The sequence below is a fragment of the Albirhodobacter sp. R86504 genome, assembly GCF_042466415.1.
Taxonomy (GTDB): Bacteria; Pseudomonadota; Alphaproteobacteria; order Rhodobacterales; family Rhodobacteraceae; genus Albirhodobacter.
In genome coordinates this window covers 28,298-48,328 of record NZ_JAXHCH010000001.1, presented here as the reverse complement: position 1 = coordinate 48,328, position 20,031 = coordinate 28,298, and the positions used below count along the sequence as shown (strand labels likewise).

The following is a 20,031-nucleotide window of genomic DNA, read 5'->3' as shown; positions in this document are numbered from 1 at the left end:
TCCTCGGCGCAAAGGAGATCAAAATGCGCCGCCCCAATTGGATTCGCCCCGCGATATTGCCCCAACATGCCCGAGAAATCGAACATGGCCCATTGTTTTTACATCTGTGCTCGCAGATCTCGAAAGCCTATGCGTTTGAGGGCTTTCTCTCAAACGAGATTTCCCGCCTTCGCGCCACCCGCTTGCCAGTGCTGCCGCGGATGACTTGGATCGAGGCGATGGTGCAGACCGAGATCGGCCCTGCACAGGCTAGTGTCGCGCTGACCGCGCCCAATAAACCGGGCACCCCAATGCATTGGCTTACCAGCGGCCTGCGCAGTCTAGACGGAGATATCAACAGGCTTTCTGACCATGCCACGCCACAGTTGACGGGCTCAGTAGATCCTCAAAACTGGCTCAATTACGCGCAGATCTTTTGCGCAACCATCCGCGAAAACCGCGCATTGTTTACCCTGTGCACCTGTTTCGACACGCTCACCGCCCTATCGCGCATAAACCCGCGCCAAAAGGCAGCGCTGCGGGAGGTCTTCGCGCCGCCGAGATGGATCGAAGCCGAAATCGAAGCCCCCCGCGTAGCCGAGGTGGTCATCGCCTATGGCCAACGTCTCGCACGCGCCCATCTCACGCTGCACGAAAACGGACGGTTTGAAATGCTCGAAGAGATCGAAATCGGACGCCTGCCCCCGCCCAGATATGTCGCAGGGCCGAAGAACTGGATTTACCGTCGAAAGGATCTGAACGATGACTGAAGCCCGCGCAAAATCAGGATTGCATCTTGGCTGGGCCGCGGCCTTGGACAGACGCGCCGCCTTCGGCTTTCGATCGAGCGCGGAGCTGGGCAAAGCGCTCAAAGCGGAGGCCGAGGTCATCCTTGGCCCCGAGGATCACGCGCTGACCTTCGCGCCCACCGGCGCTGGGAAAGGGACCACCTCGATCATCCCCTTACTGCTCAGCCATGAAGGGCCTGCGGTCGTCTTCGACCCCAAGGGCGAGGCGGCGCATGTCACCGCAAACTGGCGTCGTGGCCTTGGCCATGAGGTCCATATCATCGATCCGTTTGGCGTCACGGGCCTGCCGCAGGCGCGGTTCAACCCGCTCGATTTGATCGATCTGGCGCGGGCGGATGCCTATGACGAGGCGCGGGCGCTGGCGGGGTGCTTGATCGAGACTGACAACGATCCACGCAACGCTTTCTGGGTCAACCAATCGCGGCAATTGATCGTGGCGGCGATGCTGCAAGCCACGGCCAACGCGCCCCGATCCACCCGCAACGCTGGCACAAAAGCGCCCCGGAGCGCGCGTTTCGACGCGGTTCTGCAGCTCTGCGATGCGATGCGTCCGGGCCAGAACGACTGGCTGCGGCACTCCGGCGTGCCGGAGGTCGCGCGGATTGCCAAGCTGCTCGATCTTGGGGCGCCTGAAACCATCGGCGGAGTGCTGCATTTCGTCGAAGATGCGATGGAAACCTTGCAAAGCGCGCCAGTGCGCGCAGCACTCGGCCCCAGCAGTTTCCGGCTCGCGGATCTGATCGAGGGCCGTCCGATGACGCTGTATTTCGTGTTGCCGCCGCATATGCTGCGCAGCCATTCCCGTCTTGTGCGGCTCTGGTTTGGCGCGGTGATGCAGGCGATGGCGCGGCGCAGGCGCGCGCCCCAGCAGCCGACGCTCTTCGTGATTGACGAGGCCGCGCAACTGGGCCGGCTCGAGGTCTTCGTGACGCTGATGACCTTGATGCGCGGGTATGGGGTGCAGGTGGCGAGCTATTGGCAAGACCCCGCGCAACTGATCCGCGCCTATCCCGACGACTGGCAAAGCCTGCGCAACAACGCGCGGCTGATCACTGCCTTTGGCCAAACCGGCCCCGCCGCCCTGCGCGATCTGGAACGGTTTTTGGGCCAGGCGGAGGGCGCGCTCGGTGCGTTTGCGGGGGTGCGTTTAAGCCAGATCGAGGGGCATTTGATGCGCGCGCAGACCCGCGACTATCGCTATGATGCCGATCTCATGGCCCGCGCCGCGCCCAATCCGTATCACTCCGCGGCTATTGGCCCAATCGAGCGCCCCGCCGCCAAAGCACCGCGCCGCAAACCCGTGTCAAAGCGATCCCGCAAACGTGCCCCGGCGCCCAATGATACTGTGTCACTTGAGGACACCACGAAGGCCGCGCGAGAGGCCTTGGGCGAAGAGTGTCGTCAGGTGCACGAAGGCCTCGACGCTCTGTTTCCCATATCCCCCCCGCGCGATCCGGACGACAGTCCGCTCTGATCACCATTCAAGAACTCCCCGCGCGATCTGCGCGCCGGGGCTCTCTTGGGAGAGTTGGGGAGAGGTCGACGGCCATTCATCAGGATAGCCGAGCGAGACATTGCGCAGCGCACAGCCCCCCACCTGCGCCTGTTGCGCGCGGTGCGTATGCCCGAACAGCCACATGGCGGGCGCGTGGCGCTCGATCACCTCACGCAGATCCGACCCATATGCCGCATCCATATCGCCCGCAGGCTCAGGCGCAATCGGCGCATGATGGGTGATCACCACCGTCTCGCCCGCGAAGGGCCGCGCGAGCTCCGCCTCAAGCCAACTCAGATGCGCCTTGTGCAGCGCAATCGTATCCGCAGGCCAAGCGCGCCGGAACCCATCCGAATTCATCCGGATCTTGCGATAATCATTCATCACCCGCTCGGCCCGCGCGCAATTGCCCCGCAGATCCCCGCCGAGCGCCATATCGGTCCATAATGTGCAGCCTAAAAACCGCCGCCCCGCGAGATCGATCCGCGCGCATTGCGCGACCTGCGCCCCCACGGAATGCGCCGCCATGGCGAGCTTATCCTCGCGGTCCAGCTTGCCATCGTAATAATCATGGTTCCCCGGCACCACATGGATCCGCGCCGGATCAATAAACCGCCCCATATCCGCCAGCGCCTGTGGCCAGCGGATATGCGCCTTATTGGCCAGATCGCCCGCGAGGATCACCAGATCGAGCGTTTGCCAGAACTGAGGCCCCAATCCCGCAAACGGATCCCGCCCCGCCGCCCGCCAATGGGCCCAATGCAAATCCGCCAAAACCAGCACGCGCGGCATCGCTCTCCCCCATCACAAACCTCGCCGCCTCAGGGCGCATCTTGCCTTACGCCCGATCAAAACCGATTTGAAAGCCCTCGCCAAGAAAAGACGCGCGCCCCTCACTCCGCCTTCAGCCTTCGCATCCGTTTTTTCAGCGTCGTCACCTCCAACTCCATCGCAGCCACCCGTTGCTCGGCCAGTTCCAAAGCCTGCCGGGCAGCGTCCCGATGCGCTTCCGCTTCCGTCATCGTCGCGAATTTGTCTTTGCCGCAACGATATTGCACCGCACCGAGCATCGGCTTGTGTGTCTTGATCTCGGCACAGCGCGCCGCCGCCTCGCGCGCTTCGTCCACCGCTTGAGCCAAGCCAGGCACACGGCCCTGCGCCAGGTCAAGCTCGGCTTCCAACGACACGATCTCATCGCGACGATTCCGCTCCGCCATATTACGCGCAATGCGGGCCTGATACTCCGCCGAGTCGATCATCTCTTCCGATTGCAAGATCACCAAAAACCCGCCGGTATAAGACGCGCCATAGCCATACCCGAGCCCCCAGCCCCACCCCCAGCCATAACTCTGGTTGGTGAAAGTCGAAGAATTCGTCTGATGCGCGCTATGCGCATAGGTCTCCGCCGTAGCACCTTGCAAAGGGATCACCCCCTTCACCTCCATCTGCAACTCATTGGCCTGCGACACGAAATCATTCACCGCTTGAACCATCCGCTCACGGTCCGGAAGGTAGAAATGCGCGTCATTGACCCCCTCCGAAAATTTGCGATTTTTGTCGTTGTGGTGCGCAACCTCAGGCCCAAACCAGAACCAGGCATAGGATGTCGAAATCCAGCGTTTCATAATATCACCCTTCTCAATGCGTATAAAAATCTGCGAGGCGGCCCCATTTCAGCGCTTCCCCTGTGGTGAATGCGCGCACTGCGATCCAATCCTCGCCGCCAGAGGGCGAGACCCCCTCGATCGCAAACCCCTCGCCTTTGTCGAGTCTCTGGACCTGCGGCGCATCGGTGAGCGGGGCCGCAAACATTGGCGCCTGCGCTTTCTTGGCAAAATAGTTGCGCGGTTTGCGACGCACGTCAGGGGCCGCCCGCAGGTAGTCACCATAGCGGGCAGGCGCGGGCGGCGTCGCGACTTCGGGCGCGGTGCGCGCCGTGAGTGCCTCCAGCATCATCCAAGCGCCGAGCGTGCCAGTGATCGCGCCATCCGCCTCGCGCTGCACAACCAGCGGATAGGCAAAGCCCCCTACCGAGCCCGATCCGCCTGCCCCCGAACTCATCGCGCCAATGCCTTGCGCCATTGTATTTCCGGTCACCTGATTGACGGCATCCATCAATTCCCCCGCGCGCGGCGAAAGCGCCGGGTTGCGCCCCCGCGGATCCTTGAAGACCGGACCGACCTGATCTCAGCCTCACTAAAGAACGCCTTTGCCATCGCCCCGGCGGCGTGGCGCTGATCCATCAAGACGAAGCGGAAATCGACATCCCGTTTTTGCGCGGTGATCGTGTCGTAGAGCTGATGGCAAAACGGGCACTAAGGGGCCGCGATCACATAGGCCGCCTTGGACGCGCCCCGCCGTGTCGAAAGCCAGATGCTGCGTTCGAGATTGCTCAAGATCTGTTCGGGCGTGACTGTCCCGCCGTCGGCCAAGGCCAGCTTCGGCAAGGCGAGTGCTGCGAGAGAGGAAAGCGCGAAGCGCCGACGGGTGATCAACATGGCCATAATCCTTTCTCAGAGCTTCGGAGCGGCGGCGGTCGCATTGGAGACGCCGTCATAGAGGGTTTCGATGCCACGCAGCTCATCACGCGACCAGATCGTCCAGAAGCGGTCCCAAGCGATATCGGGATCATAGAGCACGAGGATCAATCGCTCGGCGCGCCCCGAACTGCTATCACTGCGCATATAGCTTGTCAGCCTGGGGCCGCAGGATGGGCTGAGTTCAGAACGTCTCAGCGACCAGCCAGGAAACGAATCCCCCGCCACGAACCGCTGCAGTCCATTTGGCTTACAAGCTTCCCTCTCGGCGTCAGAGGTCGCAAGAACGGCCCCCGCGCGATCATAGGCCCAGTCACTCCCGCCGTTCAATGCAGCGCCATATTTCTGCGTCAAAGCCTGCTTCAAGGTGATTTCCGAGAGCTGCTCCGATGCCGAAATCTCCCAATTGCGCCCCACGAGTTCAAGGCGCTCCGTTGGAGACTCGCCTTCAAAAACCGGCGTAAATTGCACGCCGATTATGTCGGATGCCCCCTCCGGCGCATCGCGTTTCACCGCGTTGAGCGCCTGCGCCTCCCAGCCGCGCCCCATAGTGCCGCCGATTTCATCGCGGTCAAGCTCGTATCCCGCCGCCTCCAGCACCGCCTCAACATCCGCCCGCGCCATGCCCGGCGCGAGGCCCAGAATATCAAGCCCCGCCACCGGAACCCGCGCATCGGCCGCACGGAACGGCCGCAGCGATGCGTTCATCTCCGCCTTCGTCAGGAAATCCGCCCGCTCAAACCCTAGCAGCAAGCCATTGGCAGCGCTGCGCTCAAGGGTAACGGAAAACCCCGCAGGGCATTGCGCAGCCTGCCCATAAGCTCCATTGACCAAGGCTTTCGCCGGCAGTCCCGGCTCCACCGCGAACACATATTGGCACCGCGCATAGCCCTCAAACGGCGCCCACCGGTTAAACTGAATCTCGAGTTTTCCGAGCTTTTCAATCTGCGTCAGGTTCAACTCGATGCTGTTGTAACCTTTCTCATAGCCGCTGAACCAAACCCCCTCCGTATCGGTGGGCTCATAGCTTTGCGCGGACAAGGGCGATGCGATCTGAGCTACCCCCTAAAATTAGGACACTGACGTAAGCTGCGATTTGTTGTCTGTTGATCTTCAACACGAAGGAGATCGACGATGTCGAAACGGAAGCAACATCATCCAGAATTCAAAGCCAAGGTAGCGTTGGAAGCGCTGAAGGGCGAAGAGACGGTCAGCGAGCTGGCCAGTCGGTTCGGCGTGCATCCCACGATGATCCATCAATGGAAACGTGCTCTGCTTGAAGGTGCGTCTGGCGTATTTGAGCGTGGCGGCCGGAAGGCACCGGAAGTCGATGAAGAGCAGGTCAAAGACCTGCACGCCAAGATTGGGGAGTTGGCCGTCGCCAACGATTTTTTGGCAAGAAAGCTCAAACCCTGGACCGACAAATGAGGTGCAAGATGGTTGAGCCCAATCTGCCTGGGCTGTCTGTTGGGAAGCAATGCGCGTTGCTGTCGATCTCTCGATCCTCGTTCTATTATGAGCCGAAAGGCGAAAGTGAAATGAACCTCGACCTGATGCGGCTGATTGATAAGCAGTTCCTGGAAACCCCGTTTTACGGCGTGCGCCAGATGACTTGGCACCTGCGAAATGAGGATCACGTCGTAAACGAGAAACGGATCAGACGCATTATGCGGCTGATGGGCCTCATGCCCATCTATCAGAAGCCGAACACCAGCAAGGCGGCAAAGGGGCACAAGATTTATCCTTACCTGCTGCGTGGGTTGCGGGTAAATCGGCCCAACCAAGTCTGGTGCGCCGACATTACCTATCTGCCAATGCGGCGCGGATTCTTGTATCTTGTGGCAATCATGGACTGGCACACACGCAAGGTGCTGGCTTGGCGCATCTCAAACACGCTGGAGGCAGAGTTTTGCGTCGATGCGTTGAACGAAGCGATCCACAAGTTCGGCCCGCCTGAGATTATGAATACCGACCAAGGCTCACAGTTCACATCGTTTGCATGGACAGACCGACTGAGCCGCTCAAATGTCCGCATTTCAATGGATGGCAAGGGCCGCTTCCTTGACAACATCTTCGTCGAACGACTGTGGCGGTCCCTGAAGTATGAATGCGTCTACCCGCATGCTTGGGAAACCGGATCGGAGGCGAAAGCAGGCATCAGAAAATGGATCGAGTTCTACAATCACAAGCGACCGCATTCCTCGCTTGGCGGCAGGCCACCTGCCGTGGTCTATTGGCAGAGAATTAAAACAACCAACCCCGATCAGCAGGTGCAAAGAGTAGCTTAATTTACGCCAGATCCTGTCCAACAAATGGGGAGTAGCTCACCAGTTTGGTCAAATTGTCTTGCCTTCATTCAGTCTGAAGCTTTTGCGAGCGACGCTCTCATCGACTTCCTTAATGACGACATGGTTCGTGCTGCGCTTCTTGAAACGCCAATTCCGGCAACGAATGAAGCTTATTCACTTCGAAAGTTCCTGATCGAAGCAGAGCATCTCTCCAATGATACGTATCGTCAATATGCCCGTGCGCTACCGAAGCCATTTGCGGAATTCCCGACAAATATAGGAACTAGCAAGCGCCGAATGCTCATCGAAGAGAGGCGCATTACGTTCAACGCTGGGAATCTGGCTGCGCTGGCAGCTGAAGTCGATCTGCAAACGATATTCGTTGCCCAGAACATCGCCTTCTATCTTAGCGACCCTAGCTCGTTTCCGTTCGACGATGACTTCCGCGGACGGTTGCTAACCGTCGATATCTCGGACAACGAGAAGCGAGCGATCATCGAATTGATGGACTTGAGCGATATCTCCAGCTTTCCCGAGCGTGCCGGTATTATCGGGCCAATCTTGTTGCGGACAAATGTCGCGCTGCCGCTACTCACGCCTGATGTCGTCAAGGCAATTATCGTGAACTCAAAGCCAGTAGACAAACAGATCCGGCTGCTAAATCTCCTTCACGAAAAGCTCGATAAGAACGAGGTTCGCGAGGTCTTGGGGCAGTTGCCGGATCCCTACTCGAAAATCCAGACAGGATATACGAGTCCGACGCTAAAGAGGACGAATGAAAATACCGAACTCGCCAGTTGGCTGAATGAACGCGATATCATCTCTTCGGTAGGAACGCCGTACTGGTCGAACGATATCAAAGTAAATCTGTATCGCTCTTGAGGTGATCACCAAATACCTATGAAAATGCTGCTCCATGTGTTGACCGTCCGCTTCGAGCAAGAAACGCTGCAGAGTGCATGGGCTCGGACGGCGGATGCTCGGGCGCGGGCTCCGGGTCAGGGTAGAAACTGTCGGGCAGGCCCTCGATCTGGCAGGCATTGAACACGCGGTAGGATTTCTGGAAGCGGAAGATACGGGCTTCCTCGGAGTGATCATCCCCGTCGCTGCGGTCATGCTCATCTGCGCCCGCGTCTTTCCAGCTTTGGCCGTAATAGACGACGACAGAGGACTTTTCGCCCTTGCGAACCTTTGCATCCAAGGCATTGGCTTGCGGCAACGTCATCCAGAAGGGAGAGCTGTGGCCCGCCATCACGGTCCGCATCGTCAGCAGAAAGTTGTTCACTCCTTGGTAGGGTTCACCGCCCACGCGCAGGGGGCGAGAGCTGCCACCTGCGGTCCAGGGCTTGCGCCACGGTAGGACGCCGCGCTCGATGATGCGGATGATTTCGTTTGTGATGACCTCGGAGGCATCGAATTTGGTCGTGCGGGATCGGGCCATGGCTGGCGTCCTTTCGAGTGTTGATGAGAGGGAGTGGTGATCAGGCTGACTGACGGGCGCGTGGATCGTTGGCGATCCTCGCGCCGAGCCCTTCGAGCATGTCGAAGTAGTCGGTCAGCGAGACGGACCTGCCAGGGCCCCAGGGTTCAGAGTTGTCCGATCCGTCTCGCGCCACCCGCGGCAAGTTCGCGAAGGCGATGACATCGGTGACGGGTCTGATATCGATGAACGGGGTCCCTCGTGCGACCGCAGGAGCGGCCAATGGAAAGCGCTCGATCGGCGCGAAGGTCGACACGGTGGTCAAGCCGAGGTGGATGAATGCCCCACCCTCTCCGCAAATCACATGCGCGTTCGGCAATAACGCCGCCTGCTTCAGATACCCGAGATCACGCAGGACCGTCTCTCGCTCGAGCCGCTGTGCCTTCCCCGTCTGGCCGGTTCGGCGTAGTTCTTTGTGTCGCCACCACGAGGCAGCGGTCGCGCGCAACACGCGCAAGACACCTGTTTGCATCGGAATGCCCTTCATCAGGAACGGCAGACCGGAACCCGGTCCGGACCCGTCTGAAGGACCCCAAAGGCCTCATCCGTCAGTCACAAAACCCGAAGAACACTGAGCTACTCCCCATTTGTTGGACAGGATCTGGCGTAAATTAAGCTACTCTTTGCACCTGCTGATCGGGGTTGGTTGTTTTAATTCTCTGCCAATAGACCACGGCAGGTGGCCTGCCGCCAAGCGAGGAATGCGGTCGCTTGTGATTGTAGAACTCGATCCATTTTCTGATGCCTGCTTTCGCCTCCGATCCGGTTTCCCAAGCATGCGGGTAGACGCATTCATACTTCAGGGACCGCCACAGTCGTTCGACGAAGATGTTGTCAAGGAAGCGGCCCTTGCCATCCATTGAAATGCGGACATTTGAGCGGCTCAGTCGGTCTGTCCATGCAAACGATGTGAACTGTGAGCCTTGGTCGGTATTCATAATCTCAGGCGGGCCGAACTTGTGGATCGCTTCGTTCAACGCATCGACGCAAAACTCTGCCTCCAGCGTGTTTGAGATGCGCCAAGCCAGCACCTTGCGTGTGTGCCAGTCCATGATTGCCACAAGATACAAGAATCCGCGCCGCATTGGCAGATAGGTAATGTCGGCGCACCAGACTTGGTTGGGCCGATTTACCCGCAACCCACGCAGCAGGTAAGGATAAATCTTGTGCCCCTTTGCCGCCTTGCTGGTGTTCGGCTTCTGATAGATGGGCATGAGGCCCATCAGCCGCATAATGCGTCTGATCCGTTTCTCGTTTACGACGTGATCCTCATTTCGCAGGTGCCAAGTCATCTGGCGCACGCCGTAAAACGGGGTTTCCAGGAACTGCTTATCAATCAGCCGCATCAGGTCGAGGTTCATTTCACTTTCGCCTTTCGGCTCATAATAGAACGAGGATCGAGAGATCGACAGCAACGCGCATTGCTTCCCAACAGACAGCCCAGGCAGATTGGGCTCAACCATCTTGCACCTCATTTGTCGGTCCAGGGTTTGAGCTTTCTTGCCAAAAAATCGTTGGCGACGGCCAACTCCCCAATCTTGGCGTGCAGGTCTTTGACCTGCTCTTCATCGACTTCCGGTGCCTTCCGGCCGCCACGCTCAAATACGCCAGACGCACCTTCAAGCAGAGCACGTTTCCATTGATGGATCATCGTGGGATGCACGCCGAACCGACTGGCCAGCTCGCTGACCGTCTCTTCGCCCTTCAGCGCTTCCAACGCTACCTTGGCTTTGAATTCTGGATGATGTTGCTTCCGTTTCGACATCGTCGATCTCCTTCGTGTTGAAGATCAACAGACAACAAATCGCAGCTTACGTCAGTGTCCTAATTTTAGGGGGTAGCTCACACTTTCACTCTTTAGGGATCTGATGCCGGGGAGCGTAAAATGCAAAGCTCATGAGAACGTAGGATCCTCCACTTTCCGGCATCAGACACCAATGAGGAACAGGATCAGGCCCGGACGCCCTCTTTCGGGCATCCTCAGGCCTAACCTCCCCCGGCCCTCCTCTTCCTCGGGTAAATTCCGGCTGGGTGCAGAATAGTACGTTAAGCGCACCGCTCACAGATTTTCCCATCTGTATTCTCCTGTGAAAAGGATGTGTGCCCATCCTAGGGGTGAGATATGGGCCAGAAGCTCTGGCGACCGATGCGCAGTGCATTTTTGAGGGCATGATGGGCCTCGCCCTTGTTGAGACCGACCTGGACGCGGCGCTGCATGTCAGCATCAAGCAGCCAATCGATGATGAAAAGCGTACGTTCGATGCGACCGATTTCACGCAAGGCAAGTGCAAGCTCATGCTCGCGTGGATAGGCTGCAAACTTCTTGAGCAACTGACTGGGCGGCATCAGACCCCACCAAGCTCGACCGGCTTGGGCGCGATGCTATTGATGTCAGCACCACGGTAGCCAAGCTCGAAGACATCGGTATTCGTGCCACTGCCTCGCACTCTGCAGTGTTGATCTCACCAGCTCCGCCGGGAAAATGACTATGAACGTCATCAACGCCGTGGCCCAATTCGAGCGCGACCTCCTGATCGAACGCACGCAATCTGGCCTCGCCCGAGCCAAAGCAGAAGGAAAAATGTTGGGCCGACCAGCAGCTCTATCAGCCGATCAGCAAGCTGAGGTGAAAGAGAACATCAAAAACGGCGAGGCAATCTCAGCCATTGCACGCCAATTCAAAACCAGCAGGCAAACAATTCTGCGCGTCAGAAATCAGGGATAATCCTATGTCGCATTGCGTACCTTTGTTGGGATAGACTCAGCCTATTCAAAGGGCAAGACCGTTTACAGGAAATCGAAATGGTCCGCCCCAAGGCTGGCCGGATCCACCGCCAGCAACGTCACCCGATCACCCGCGCCATAGTCGATCTGCGTATCCGCCCCAATCTGCACAATCGACAGCGCGGCGAAGTTTGCGGCCTCGATCGCCAGATGATCCACCCCAAGGGCGAAATCCGTCACCAGATCATTCCCGTCGCCCTGCATAAAGACGAACAGATCCGCGCCGCCATTGCCACGCAGCGTGTCATCACCCGCGCCAGAGACCAGCACATCGCCTAGGGTTGATCCCGTGATCGCCTCGGCCCTCGCGCTGGCCTGATCGGACAGGGCGCGCGCATGGATCGCCTGCGCATCCAGCACCCCGTCCGCCGTGATGATCTGTTCGATATTGCCGCGCGCATGGCCTTCGTCGTAGCGCAGCTGGTAATCCAGCGTAATCACCCCGTCAGGCGTGGTAATGCGCACATCAAAGCCCGACACATCAAACAGCAGATCGCCTGCCGCATAGGCCGACAGATCCAGACGGTCAAAACCGCCATTCACCGCGTGGTCATTCGATCCGCCGATCGCGTCATTGCCCGCCAGAAAGACAAAGACGTCATCGCCGCCCCCGCCCACCAGCGTGTCATCGCCTTGGGTGTCATGGAAAATATCCGACTGGATCGTCCCCTGCACCAGATCGTCGCCCGCGCCCGCCTGATCGGCCAGTGCCCGCGCATGGATCGCCGCCGTGCCCTCCAGCACCGCATCGGCCATCACGATGGTTTCGATATTGGACCGCGTATCGCTTTCTTCATAGCGCAGCTGATATTCGACCGTAATCACCCCGTCGGGGGTTGCGATCAACAGATCATGGCCCGACACATCAAACACCAGATCCGGCGCCGCATAGCCCGACAGGTCTAGCACATCCGCGCCGCCATTCACCGCCTGCGTATCGCCACGGATCAGATCATCGCCACCGCCGTAAACGATCACATCATCGCCACGCCCCGCAACAATCGTATCATTGCCCGTGCCTGCCGCGATCACATCCTCCAGCACCGTGCCCGTGACCCGATCGTCCCCCGCGCTGGCCTGATCGACCAGCGCCCGCATGCGGATCGCGGCTTCGTCCAGAACGCCATCGGCGAATTGCACCACCTCGATATTGCCGTGCACATGGCCCGTCGCATAGCGGGTTTCGTATTCCAGACGGATAGTCCCATCGGGCGTTTCGATCAGAATATCGAAGCCCTCATTGCGGAACTGCACATCGGCCGCGTCATAACGGCTCAGGTCCAGCGTATCGACACCCGTATTCAGATTGGTGCTCGACGCGCCATAGATCACGTCATCGCCCGCGAAATAGCGGATCACATCATCGCCCGCGCCCGCCGCGATCACGTCATCACCCGCGCCGCCCGCAATCACATTGGCACTGCTGCCGCCTTGCAAGGTATCGCCACCAGCGCCCCCCGTGACCTGACTGGCCGCCGCCATCTGCCACGCGGCCAGATCGACGCCCGCCAATGTGACCGTGCCGCCATCCGCCAGCGTGATCTGCACATCGCCGCCGACTTGCGCCACGTTATAGCCCGCGCCGCCTGCGGGGCTCAGAATCGCGCCCCCCATCAGCAAAACGCCACCATCGGCGGGATCGAAGCCTTGATAGGTTTTGCCTTCGGTAACCTCTTGCACCGTGTTCGAAACCAGCAAGATATCTGTCGGCAGATCATCATCCGAATAGGGGTTGGGCGCCGATGGCGGCACTGACTGATCGCCACTGACCGCAGGCAGGTCCACATCCAGATCGGGGGCCGTCACCTCGAAGCCCGCAAAACTTGCATCTGCCAAGTTGAAGCCCGTGCCCATCGTCAGATCGACATTTCCATAAGAATCAGGCCAGCTTTCGGTATCCGATCCCGTCAAATTGCCCAAAGGCAGGTTCAGAATGGTCGGATAGGTTGTCTCGCCCGTCTCGGGATCGGTATGGGTGATGTAATACACCCCCAGCCCGTGATAGCCCTCAAGCCGCGCGGTCTGCAGCCCGAAATCGCCCATATTGAAATAGACACGCCCTGCGGTTTCACCCGTGAAACGGTCGAAATCATCGAACATATCGCCGCCGATATTGGTCACCAGACGGCCTTCCCAGGCAACACTGGCCTGCGTGCCGTCGAAATAGAACTGGATCAGCGCGGGGCGTACCATCAGCACCCAGTCCCGCGCCAGCAGATTGGCCCGCGCCTGACTGCCTTCGGGATACCAGCCATCGGCACCGAACATCGCCCCGTTGCCCGTGATGCTGATGCCGCCGATGCTCAGCGTGTCCTGCGCATCACCCGATGCCGCAGACCCGATCCCGCCCGACATCACATCTGCGCCCGCGCCGCCCGACATGCTGCCCGCACCTGCAACGGTAATCACGTCATTGCCGTCACCGCCGCTGGCACCGCCCGAGGCAATAGAGATCACATCATTGCCATCACCCCCATCGGCAGACGCCCCCTCGCCGCCCGTGATCTGGTCATTGCCGCGCCCGCCCGTCAGGTTTGCATTCTCGATCGTGCCGCCATTCAGGATATCGTCGCCATCGCCACCGAACAGCGTGCGCACCTGCTCGCTGGCCGTCAGGTTATCATTGCCCTGCGACCCGTTGATCCGCGTCAGATCGGGGAATTCGACAGACCAGCTTGCGGTCGAAATCGTAGTCCCGCCATCGTAGGTAAAGCCCACCGTGTTGGACGACATATCCAGCGTCGTCGCATTTTCGATCACCTCGAAATTCAGCAAGATATCGGTGATTTCCTCGCCATCGGACAGTACCAGATTGCCGTTGCCATCGCCGTAGACCGTGCCGCTGACCGACAATGTGTCCTCGCCCGCGCCACCATCGACAATATCATAGCCAGGCGTTACATCGCCCGAAAGCCCGCCGCCCATGTCATCCAGAAGAACGTAACCCTCCAGCACGGGCCCACCGATGCCGCCACCCGTGCTTTCGGACGAGGCCCAGATCCAGTCATTGCCATCGCCGCCCAGCAGCACGTCATTGCCATACCCGTCGTAAATCGTGTCATTGCCCGCGCCGCCGAACAGCACATCATCGCCGTACAGACCGTCGATCACATCATCGCCCGCGCCGCCGTCGATCGTATTGGCGCCGGGGTTATCCCCCAGATTCCCTTGGCCCGAGCTCCCCTCGATACGGTCATCGCCCTCCGATCCGCGCACATTGTCGAAATTGCGCACGCTCAGCTGCCAATATTCGTCCGCCGCGCCGCCGACATCGCGCACAACCGCACCAAAGCCCCAGTAGTTTTCCTCAAGGAAAACCTCCAGTTCATTGGCAGAAAAGGCGCTCAGATCCAGATAATCGACCCCGTCGCCCGCATCTATCATCTGCAAATCGGACCGCACATCTTCGGGCGTGCCGACCAGACGCACATGGTCCGCACCAGCCCCCAGAACGATCTGTTCGACGTTATACAGCATATTGCTCGATACAAGGCTGTAGGCCCGCGCACTAAAGGGCTGCCCCGCCGCGCCATCGCCCCACAGATCATACAGGGTCACGCGCCAGTCGACCTGCCCCGCCGCCTCCTGCGAGAAATCGACGGTATCGAGATCCGTCCCCCCGTCGATGACAGAGAAAGACCCCATGACCGTCCCCAGCACTTCGAAGACGTCATTGCCCGCCCCGCCATGCAGCAGCATCCCGTAAACATTGCCCGATGGCAGAACCATCACCGCAGATTCGCTGCCATCATCGGAAAACGTGCTGCCCACACGGATATTGTCGCCAGGCACCATTGCGCTTAGCAGATCCAGCCAGCGCGCCGCGCCGCTGATCCCGTAATTGTCTGCGAAATAATCCGCGACCGTCCACATCGCGCTCAGCGCATTTGCGCCCGTCACATTGCCCGTCGCCCAGGCCGCGGACCCGAACGCCCCCCCCAGCGTCGCAGCCCCCGTGCCGCGCATCGCCTCCAGCGCGGCCATCATATCATAGGTGCCCGCAGGATCGCCCTCACCGATATCGCCATGCAACAGCGACCCCGTCAAAGGCACATCCTGACCCAGCGCTACCATGAACAGATTGCCTGACCAGACTTCATCATTGACCGCAAAGTCCATCCGCTGCAGCCCCTCGACAATCGTATCGTTATCGATCCTGGTGATTTCCGCAATCGACGGCGTGCGGCCGTCTATTTCGATGGAATCATAAATCGCCTCCGCCAGCGCCGCCGAAAGCTGCAACAGCTGCGCATCCGAAATCGTCGCGTTCAGTCGCAGCTCGATCTGGTTGCGGGTATAGCCCATCAGCATGCCGTGAACAGAGGACTCAGGGTCCGTAATGACCTGACGCGCCGAATGATACCAGGTCGCTTCCAGCTCTCCTGGACCTGCACCGATTTCCCATTCTTCGGCAATATCCACCTCTGCCAGCGCAATCAGACGCGCGTAATACGTGGAAAAATCTTCCGCATCCAACGCAGCCTTCAACTCTGCAAGCATCTCGTTGCTCACAACAGCCATCTTGACCCCCGAAATCAGTTCACTCAATATGCCTTATCTTTAACCACGAGTTCCAATGTCTCAACGCAAATTACCGCAAAAAAGCAAAGTTTCTCGCTTGATACGGCGAACCGCCTTACTGGCTGTGGGGGTGCTGACCCTTGCTATCGCATGGCCAGACCAGCCCCCCACCAAATCGCATCGGCAGACCAAGCAGCTGCGCCCGCCGCCCCCTTTACCGCCACTGCACCCGCTGATCCGCCCCGCGCCGCCCTTTGATCCCGATACCGCATTTTGCGCAGAGACCCAGAGCCTCTGGCATGGCCGCCCGGTGATCCTCGTGGGAGGGGGGAAACGTCTGCTGCTTTGCATCAGGCCCGCCGATTTCGAACAAACCGCGCAAACCCCGGAAAGCCTGTATCTTGCCTATCTGAACCCCGCCCGTATCAAGGGGCTGACGATCATGGCCGATATCAATTCCTTCCTGATCTCGGCGCTGCCCTATGACCAGATGCGCGCCAACGTTCTGCGCGGCGCGACCTGCGCTGACGAGCTGATGATTGGCCCGCTGCGCTACCGCCACTGCAAGCGCTTGGGCGGAGATTACCTCGAATGGCTGCCAGACAGCGCCCAGCACACCGCAGTTCCCCCCCCGCCGCCCCATATCATCACCTGCAGGATGGATAAGGGCCAAAGCATCGCAACAGGGCGTTACGGGCATTGCCGCCTGAATCTGGATACGGGGGCGGGCCATGTCTGGGTCAACATGATCGGCCATGACACTGCCTTTTCATGGCCGATCCCGCGCGACGACATCCCCCGCATCGTCGAAAGCTGGGGCCTGATCCTGCGCGAAATGGACATCACCACCCGCCCCGAGGCCGCCATCGGTATCCCGACCCGCCCCTTTACCGAAACCACAACGGGCGATTAACGCGGACCGTAACGCGCCGCGGATAGCGCCCCCTAAACCCTGCCTGATTTCTGCTCTGCAACCGCCTTGCGTAAGATATCCATCCGCAGCCCATTCGCGGCGCTCCGCCTGCTTAAAGCTAGATCATCTAAATCTGGAGCCTAGACTACGCGCATTCTGTGAAAGTCTTGCGCCACAGGCCGTACCGCAGCGATAATAGATCTGGCGAATGTCAGCTTTGGGGCGGGTGCAAAGATGTAAGGCATCGGGCCTGATCGTCTCCTTAGGGCCGTCCTTACCATTCAGCGTCGCTCAACAGCCTGAACTTTGCAAAGGTCGCAATCTGCGCATTGCTGACCTTGGTGCATGACGCGGCAAGAGCTACCGCGCAGGCAGGTCGGTGAATGTCGGCTTTTCACAATACGAACCAATGAACGCGCACCTGCAGCGAACTCCCGCTTTCCGCCGTTGGTGTCGAGTGACACGAACGGCCCTAAGCCGCCGCTCGCTCCATCGGTCAGCGCTGCGGTGCAGCTTCACCAAACCCGCCATGCGTGCGCCGCGCAGCATTTTGGCAGACCAAATGACGGTGTGCTGACAAGGCACTATATGATTGCCGCGCCAATGGCTGATGTCATAGAGTGACTTTAGCATTTGATGATAGCTGATTTTGCAAAGCAACCACTCCTCTGCGTTTGTATTGCAATGCCAGGCCAACATAAAATTTTGAGGCAGTAACAGGCCAAAAACTGTCGGCCGCATCTGTCCTCGTCAAATTTCAAAAGAAAGAAACGACGGAAAACCCAGAATGCAGCGTATAATCTTTAAAACCATTCCCAATCCTTACCGAAGGCATCCACATGCGTCATTTGCTTCTTCCGCCTGGCCTGGCCGTGCTCGCCTGTCTTTACGCCACAACAGGGCAAGCCCATGAAGACTCCTTTCACTGCGAAGCGGTCATGGAATCCGTTGCGGAGGCGGGTTTTGACGATGTGGTCACGGTGACCTGCACCGACAATCGGGCCCTGATCTCGGGCGACACCTATCCCGACCACGAGATGATGACGGGGATCATTGGCACGAACGAGCAAGTGCCCGTGCCTGCGGTTGACTACGCCTCTCCTATTATATTGGCCCCTGTCAAAGGAACTGCGCCTCATACCCGCGATGCGGCGCTTGGCGTGGCAGTGAACGGGGTGCCGATTTATGACTACACAGCTGGCGGAGAGATGTCGCAAGAAGATCTGGCGACCTATCAGGCCAACTTGGACACCGTCGCGACGGGTCAGCTTGATGCCTGTGGCGGCCATGCGGGGCGTGGCGACGACTACCATTATCATGCCGCACCGACCTGCATGATTGATCAGATGGCGAGCAAGGGCCCCGATGCGATCATCGGCTGGGCGTTTGACGGCTTTCCCATTTACGCAGACACCAATCCCGACGGAAGCGTTATCGCCGCAGGTGTTCTGGATGTGTGCAACGGGCAGGCCGACGATGTCTTTGGCTATCGCTACCACACGTCCGAAGGCGCTCCCTACATCATCCAATGCCTGATGGGGGAAGTGCCCGACATCGATGCCTTGCCGCGCGTGCGGCCCTTAGGTGCAGCAGACGGTGGTCGCGGGCCAGAAGCTGGCCAGCCACCGCGCGGCGGGGTTGATGATTTGGTGTTCGTGCAGGACGAGGACGGCACCCGGACCATGACCTACAGTTATCAGGGCGGCGATTATTACATCAAATACGCGCCGTCCGAGACCGAGAATTGCTACAACTTCGAGACCCGCACCGTGACAAACGGCGGGGAATTGTTCGAAAAGGAGTTGTGCCGCGAATGACCCGTTTTTCCGCTTTAGTCATCGCCATGCTGTGCTGCACGACCGCATTGCCCGCCACCGCGCAGCAAACGCCGCCGCCAAAGCCGGATGAAGCGCCCGCCGCTCATGCAGAGGGGCGGGAGTTCACGGTGACAAGTTCAGCACTGGTGGACGGCGCCGCCTTGCCCGACGATCTGCGCTGCACCCGCAGCGGCGGGGACGGCGTTTCGCCGCCGCTGTCATGGGAAAATGCGCCAGCGGGCACGCAGGCCTACGCCATCGTCATGCAGCATTATCCCCGTGGCACCTATCCGGGCGTAAACGAGCCGAGCCATTATTGGCTGGTCTGGAATATACCCGCCGATGCGGACGGCGTGGCGCGGGGCAATCCGGAGTCTTTGGGGGTAGAGGGCAGCGATAAAGATATCCGCGCGACCGGCTATACGCCGCCTTGTTCGCCAGCCGGTGCGGGCACCCATGAATATACGATCTGGGTCTATGCCCTTGATGCGCCGCTGGCTGATCTGCCGGAACAAGATGACATCGGCATTGGTTGGACCGAAGTGATGGCCGCGCTGAAGGATCATGTCCTTGCGGGCGACTTTATCACTTTCCTGAACTAAATCACGACAGCTTTGACACGATTGGACACGATATGCGTTTTATCTTTGCGACAGTAGCAGCCCTGATAGCCTGCGCCGCTCAGGCCGAAACCCGCGACATCACCGCCGACGTTTGGGTCGATAACTGGTTCACTATGTCAGCCAATGGCGAGGTGGTCCTGGAGGATTCCGTGCCGATCACGACGGAGCGGTCTTTCAACAAAGAAACCGCGACCTTTTCGGTCGATCTACCAGCAGTGATCGCGATTGAGGCAAAGGATTTCAAGGAAAACGACAGCGGTCTGGAATATATCGGCACAGATCGCCAGCAAATGGGCGATGGCGGTATGATTGCCCAGTTCAAGGACGCGGTGTCTGGCAAAACGCTCGCCGTGACCGACGGAGATATGAAATGCCTTGTCGTGCAGTTCGCACCGGTAGAGCCGTCTTGCGCTGAAGAAGCGAACCCTGTTGCTGGGGAGGGGGCCTGCGGATTTGTTGCCACTGACATTCCGGCGGACTGGACCGCACCCGATTTTGATGACAGCGACTGGCCCGCCGCAATCGTCCATTCCGCAGCTGACGTCGGCCCGAAGGACGGCTATGATGAAGTCACATGGGACGACAGCGCAGAGCTGGTTTGGGGCGAAAGCCTGAAGCAGGACAACACCTTGCTATGCCGTTTGAGGATCAGCGAATAGGTAAAACAACATCTAAAGGGTGTGGCATATTACATGCCTTACCCTTTAGAACTGCATTCCGGCATCATGACAAAGAAACTGGTAGAACGGAGTCGGAGCGGCCTTCCGCACTGAAGCGATAAACTC

Annotated in this window: 17 protein-coding genes and 2 pseudogenes; 9 read left to right on the top strand and 10 right to left on the bottom strand. The window is 59.2% G+C overall.

The window, feature by feature from the left end; all coding sequences use genetic code 11:
- The first annotated feature begins 23 nt into the window (after window positions 1-23).
- Both SJY32_RS00220 and SJY32_RS00215 read left to right on the top strand, forming a co-directional pair.
- On the top strand, window positions 24-749 hold the full coding sequence (locus SJY32_RS00220) for a hypothetical protein (RefSeq protein WP_376870209.1): 726 nt from the start codon (window positions 24-26) through the stop codon (window positions 747-749).
- Window positions 742-2,262, top strand: coding sequence for a type IV secretory system conjugative DNA transfer family protein (locus SJY32_RS00215; RefSeq protein WP_376870208.1), 1,521 nt, complete (start codon window positions 742-744; stop codon window positions 2,260-2,262). Before SJY32_RS00220 ends, SJY32_RS00215 begins: the two co-directional genes overlap by 8 nt.
- On the opposite strand, the gene SJY32_RS00210 is transcribed toward SJY32_RS00215, so the two are convergent.
- From SJY32_RS00210 to SJY32_RS00190, 5 genes are all read right to left on the bottom strand, one after another.
- Window positions 2,263-3,075, bottom strand: coding sequence for a metallophosphoesterase (locus SJY32_RS00210; RefSeq protein ID WP_376870207.1), 813 nt, complete (start codon window positions 3,073-3,075; stop codon window positions 2,263-2,265).
- Between the two features lie 101 nt (window positions 3,076-3,176).
- Window positions 3,177-3,908 carry a hypothetical protein gene (locus SJY32_RS00205; RefSeq protein WP_376870206.1) on the bottom strand — a complete coding sequence of 244 codons (732 nt, stop codon included), beginning with the start codon at window positions 3,906-3,908 and terminating at the stop codon, window positions 3,177-3,179.
- A 13-nt stretch (window positions 3,909-3,921) separates the two neighbouring features.
- A complete protein-coding gene (locus SJY32_RS00200; protein ID WP_376870205.1) occupies window positions 3,922-4,398 on the bottom strand; it encodes a hypothetical protein in 477 nt (158 codons plus the stop codon).
- Between the two features lie 200 nt (window positions 4,399-4,598).
- Window positions 4,599-4,781 (bottom strand): hypothetical protein, encoded by a 183-nt coding sequence (locus SJY32_RS00195; RefSeq protein ID WP_376870204.1) that lies wholly within the window; start codon window positions 4,779-4,781, stop codon window positions 4,599-4,601.
- 15 nt (window positions 4,782-4,796) lie between these two features.
- On the bottom strand, window positions 4,797-5,861 hold the full coding sequence (locus SJY32_RS00190) for a hypothetical protein (RefSeq protein ID WP_376870203.1): 1,065 nt from the start codon (window positions 5,859-5,861) through the stop codon (window positions 4,797-4,799).
- 93 nt (window positions 5,862-5,954) lie between these two features.
- Between SJY32_RS00190 and SJY32_RS00185 the strand changes: the two genes are divergently transcribed.
- A protein-coding gene (locus tag SJY32_RS00185) for an IS3 family transposase (RefSeq protein WP_376870199.1) occupies window positions 5,955-7,108 on the top strand; the annotation gives its coding sequence in 2 pieces (ribosomal slippage) (window positions 5,955-6,222 and window positions 6,222-7,108; 1,155 coding nt in all).
- A 120-nt stretch (window positions 7,109-7,228) separates the two neighbouring features.
- Window positions 7,229-7,990: a hypothetical protein gene (locus tag SJY32_RS00180; RefSeq protein ID WP_376870202.1), complete on the top strand. Its 762-nt coding sequence runs from the start codon at window positions 7,229-7,231 to the stop codon at window positions 7,988-7,990.
- Window positions 7,991-8,051: 61 nt separating this feature from the next.
- On the opposite strand, the pseudogene SJY32_RS00175 reads toward SJY32_RS00180, so the two are convergent.
- The 4 genes and pseudogenes from SJY32_RS00175 to SJY32_RS00160 all read right to left on the bottom strand — a co-directional run.
- Window positions 8,052-8,549 (bottom strand): annotated as a pseudogene (locus tag SJY32_RS00175) (ArdC-like ssDNA-binding domain-containing protein); the annotation flags it as partial.
- 40 nt (window positions 8,550-8,589) lie between these two features.
- Window positions 8,590-9,060 (bottom strand): hypothetical protein, encoded by a 471-nt coding sequence (locus SJY32_RS00170; RefSeq protein ID WP_376870201.1) that lies wholly within the window; start codon window positions 9,058-9,060, stop codon window positions 8,590-8,592.
- A 139-nt stretch (window positions 9,061-9,199) separates the two neighbouring features.
- Window positions 9,200-10,353 (bottom strand): IS3 family transposase gene (locus tag SJY32_RS00165; protein ID WP_376870199.1). Its coding sequence is split into 2 segments (ribosomal slippage): window positions 9,200-10,086 and window positions 10,086-10,353, totalling 1,155 coding nucleotides; the frame shifts between segments, so codons are not numbered across the junction.
- Window positions 10,354-10,647: 294 nt separating this feature from the next.
- A pseudogene (locus SJY32_RS00160) lies at window positions 10,648-10,940 on the bottom strand (Tn3 family transposase); the annotation flags it as partial.
- Window positions 10,941-11,076: 136 nt separating this feature from the next.
- On the opposite strand from SJY32_RS00160, the gene SJY32_RS00155 reads away from it, so the two are divergent.
- Window positions 11,077-11,313, top strand: coding sequence for a helix-turn-helix domain-containing protein (locus tag SJY32_RS00155; protein ID WP_376870198.1), 237 nt, complete (start codon window positions 11,077-11,079; stop codon window positions 11,311-11,313).
- Window positions 11,314-11,375: 62 nt separating this feature from the next.
- Here SJY32_RS00155 and SJY32_RS00150 read toward each other — a convergent pair whose 3' ends face one another.
- Window positions 11,376-15,920, bottom strand: a complete 4,545-nt coding sequence (locus tag SJY32_RS00150) for a calcium-binding protein (RefSeq protein ID WP_376870197.1) — start codon at window positions 15,918-15,920, stop codon at window positions 11,376-11,378.
- Between the two features lie 70 nt (window positions 15,921-15,990).
- On the opposite strand from SJY32_RS00150, the gene SJY32_RS00145 reads away from it, so the two are divergent.
- The 4 genes from SJY32_RS00145 (at window position 15,991) to SJY32_RS00130 (ending at window position 19,905) form a co-directional block, all read left to right on the top strand.
- The gene (locus SJY32_RS00145; RefSeq protein ID WP_376870196.1) at window positions 15,991-16,806 is read left to right on the top strand and encodes a hypothetical protein; all 816 of its coding nucleotides are present in this window, start codon (window positions 15,991-15,993) and stop codon (window positions 16,804-16,806) included.
- A gap of 839 nt (window positions 16,807-17,645) precedes the next feature.
- On the top strand, window positions 17,646-18,623 hold the full coding sequence (locus SJY32_RS00140) for a YHYH protein (protein ID WP_376870195.1): 978 nt from the start codon (window positions 17,646-17,648) through the stop codon (window positions 18,621-18,623).
- A complete protein-coding gene (locus tag SJY32_RS00135) occupies window positions 18,620-19,225 on the top strand; it encodes a YbhB/YbcL family Raf kinase inhibitor-like protein (RefSeq protein ID WP_376870194.1) in 606 nt (201 codons plus the stop codon). Before SJY32_RS00140 ends, SJY32_RS00135 begins: the two co-directional genes overlap by 4 nt.
- A 32-nt stretch (window positions 19,226-19,257) precedes the next feature.
- On the top strand, window positions 19,258-19,905 hold the full coding sequence (locus SJY32_RS00130; protein WP_376870193.1) for a PEBP family protein: 648 nt from the start codon (window positions 19,258-19,260) through the stop codon (window positions 19,903-19,905).
- The last annotated feature ends 126 nt before the right edge of the window (window positions 19,906-20,031 follow it).

Excerpts from the sequence above, each read along its gene's own strand:
- SJY32_RS00170 (WP_376870201.1), bottom strand. The coding sequence starts at position 9,060 with ATGCAAACAGGTGTCTTGCGCGTGTTGCGCGCGACCGCTGCCTCGTGG.
- SJY32_RS00180 (WP_376870202.1), top strand. The coding sequence starts at position 7,229 with ATGGTTCGTGCTGCGCTTCTTGAAACGCCAATTCCGGCAACGAATGAA.
- SJY32_RS00205 (WP_376870206.1), bottom strand. The coding sequence starts at position 3,908 with ATGAAACGCTGGATTTCGACATCCTATGCCTGGTTCTGGTTTGGGCCT.
- SJY32_RS00195 (WP_376870204.1), bottom strand. The coding sequence starts at position 4,781 with ATGTTGATCACCCGTCGGCGCTTCGCGCTTTCCTCTCTCGCAGCACTC.
- SJY32_RS00200 (WP_376870205.1), bottom strand. The coding sequence starts at position 4,398 with ATGGATGCCGTCAATCAGGTGACCGGAAATACAATGGCGCAAGGCATT.
- SJY32_RS00140 (WP_376870195.1), top strand. The coding sequence starts at position 17,646 with ATGCGTCATTTGCTTCTTCCGCCTGGCCTGGCCGTGCTCGCCTGTCTT.
- SJY32_RS00155 (WP_376870198.1), top strand. The coding sequence starts at position 11,077 with ATGAACGTCATCAACGCCGTGGCCCAATTCGAGCGCGACCTCCTGATC.
- SJY32_RS00215 (WP_376870208.1), top strand. The coding sequence starts at position 742 with ATGACTGAAGCCCGCGCAAAATCAGGATTGCATCTTGGCTGGGCCGCG.
- SJY32_RS00135 (WP_376870194.1), top strand. The coding sequence starts at position 18,620 with ATGACCCGTTTTTCCGCTTTAGTCATCGCCATGCTGTGCTGCACGACC.
- SJY32_RS00210 (WP_376870207.1), bottom strand. The coding sequence starts at position 3,075 with ATGCCGCGCGTGCTGGTTTTGGCGGATTTGCATTGGGCCCATTGGCGG.
- SJY32_RS00130 (WP_376870193.1), top strand. The coding sequence starts at position 19,258 with ATGCGTTTTATCTTTGCGACAGTAGCAGCCCTGATAGCCTGCGCCGCT.
- SJY32_RS00220 (WP_376870209.1), top strand. The coding sequence starts at position 24 with ATGCGCCGCCCCAATTGGATTCGCCCCGCGATATTGCCCCAACATGCC.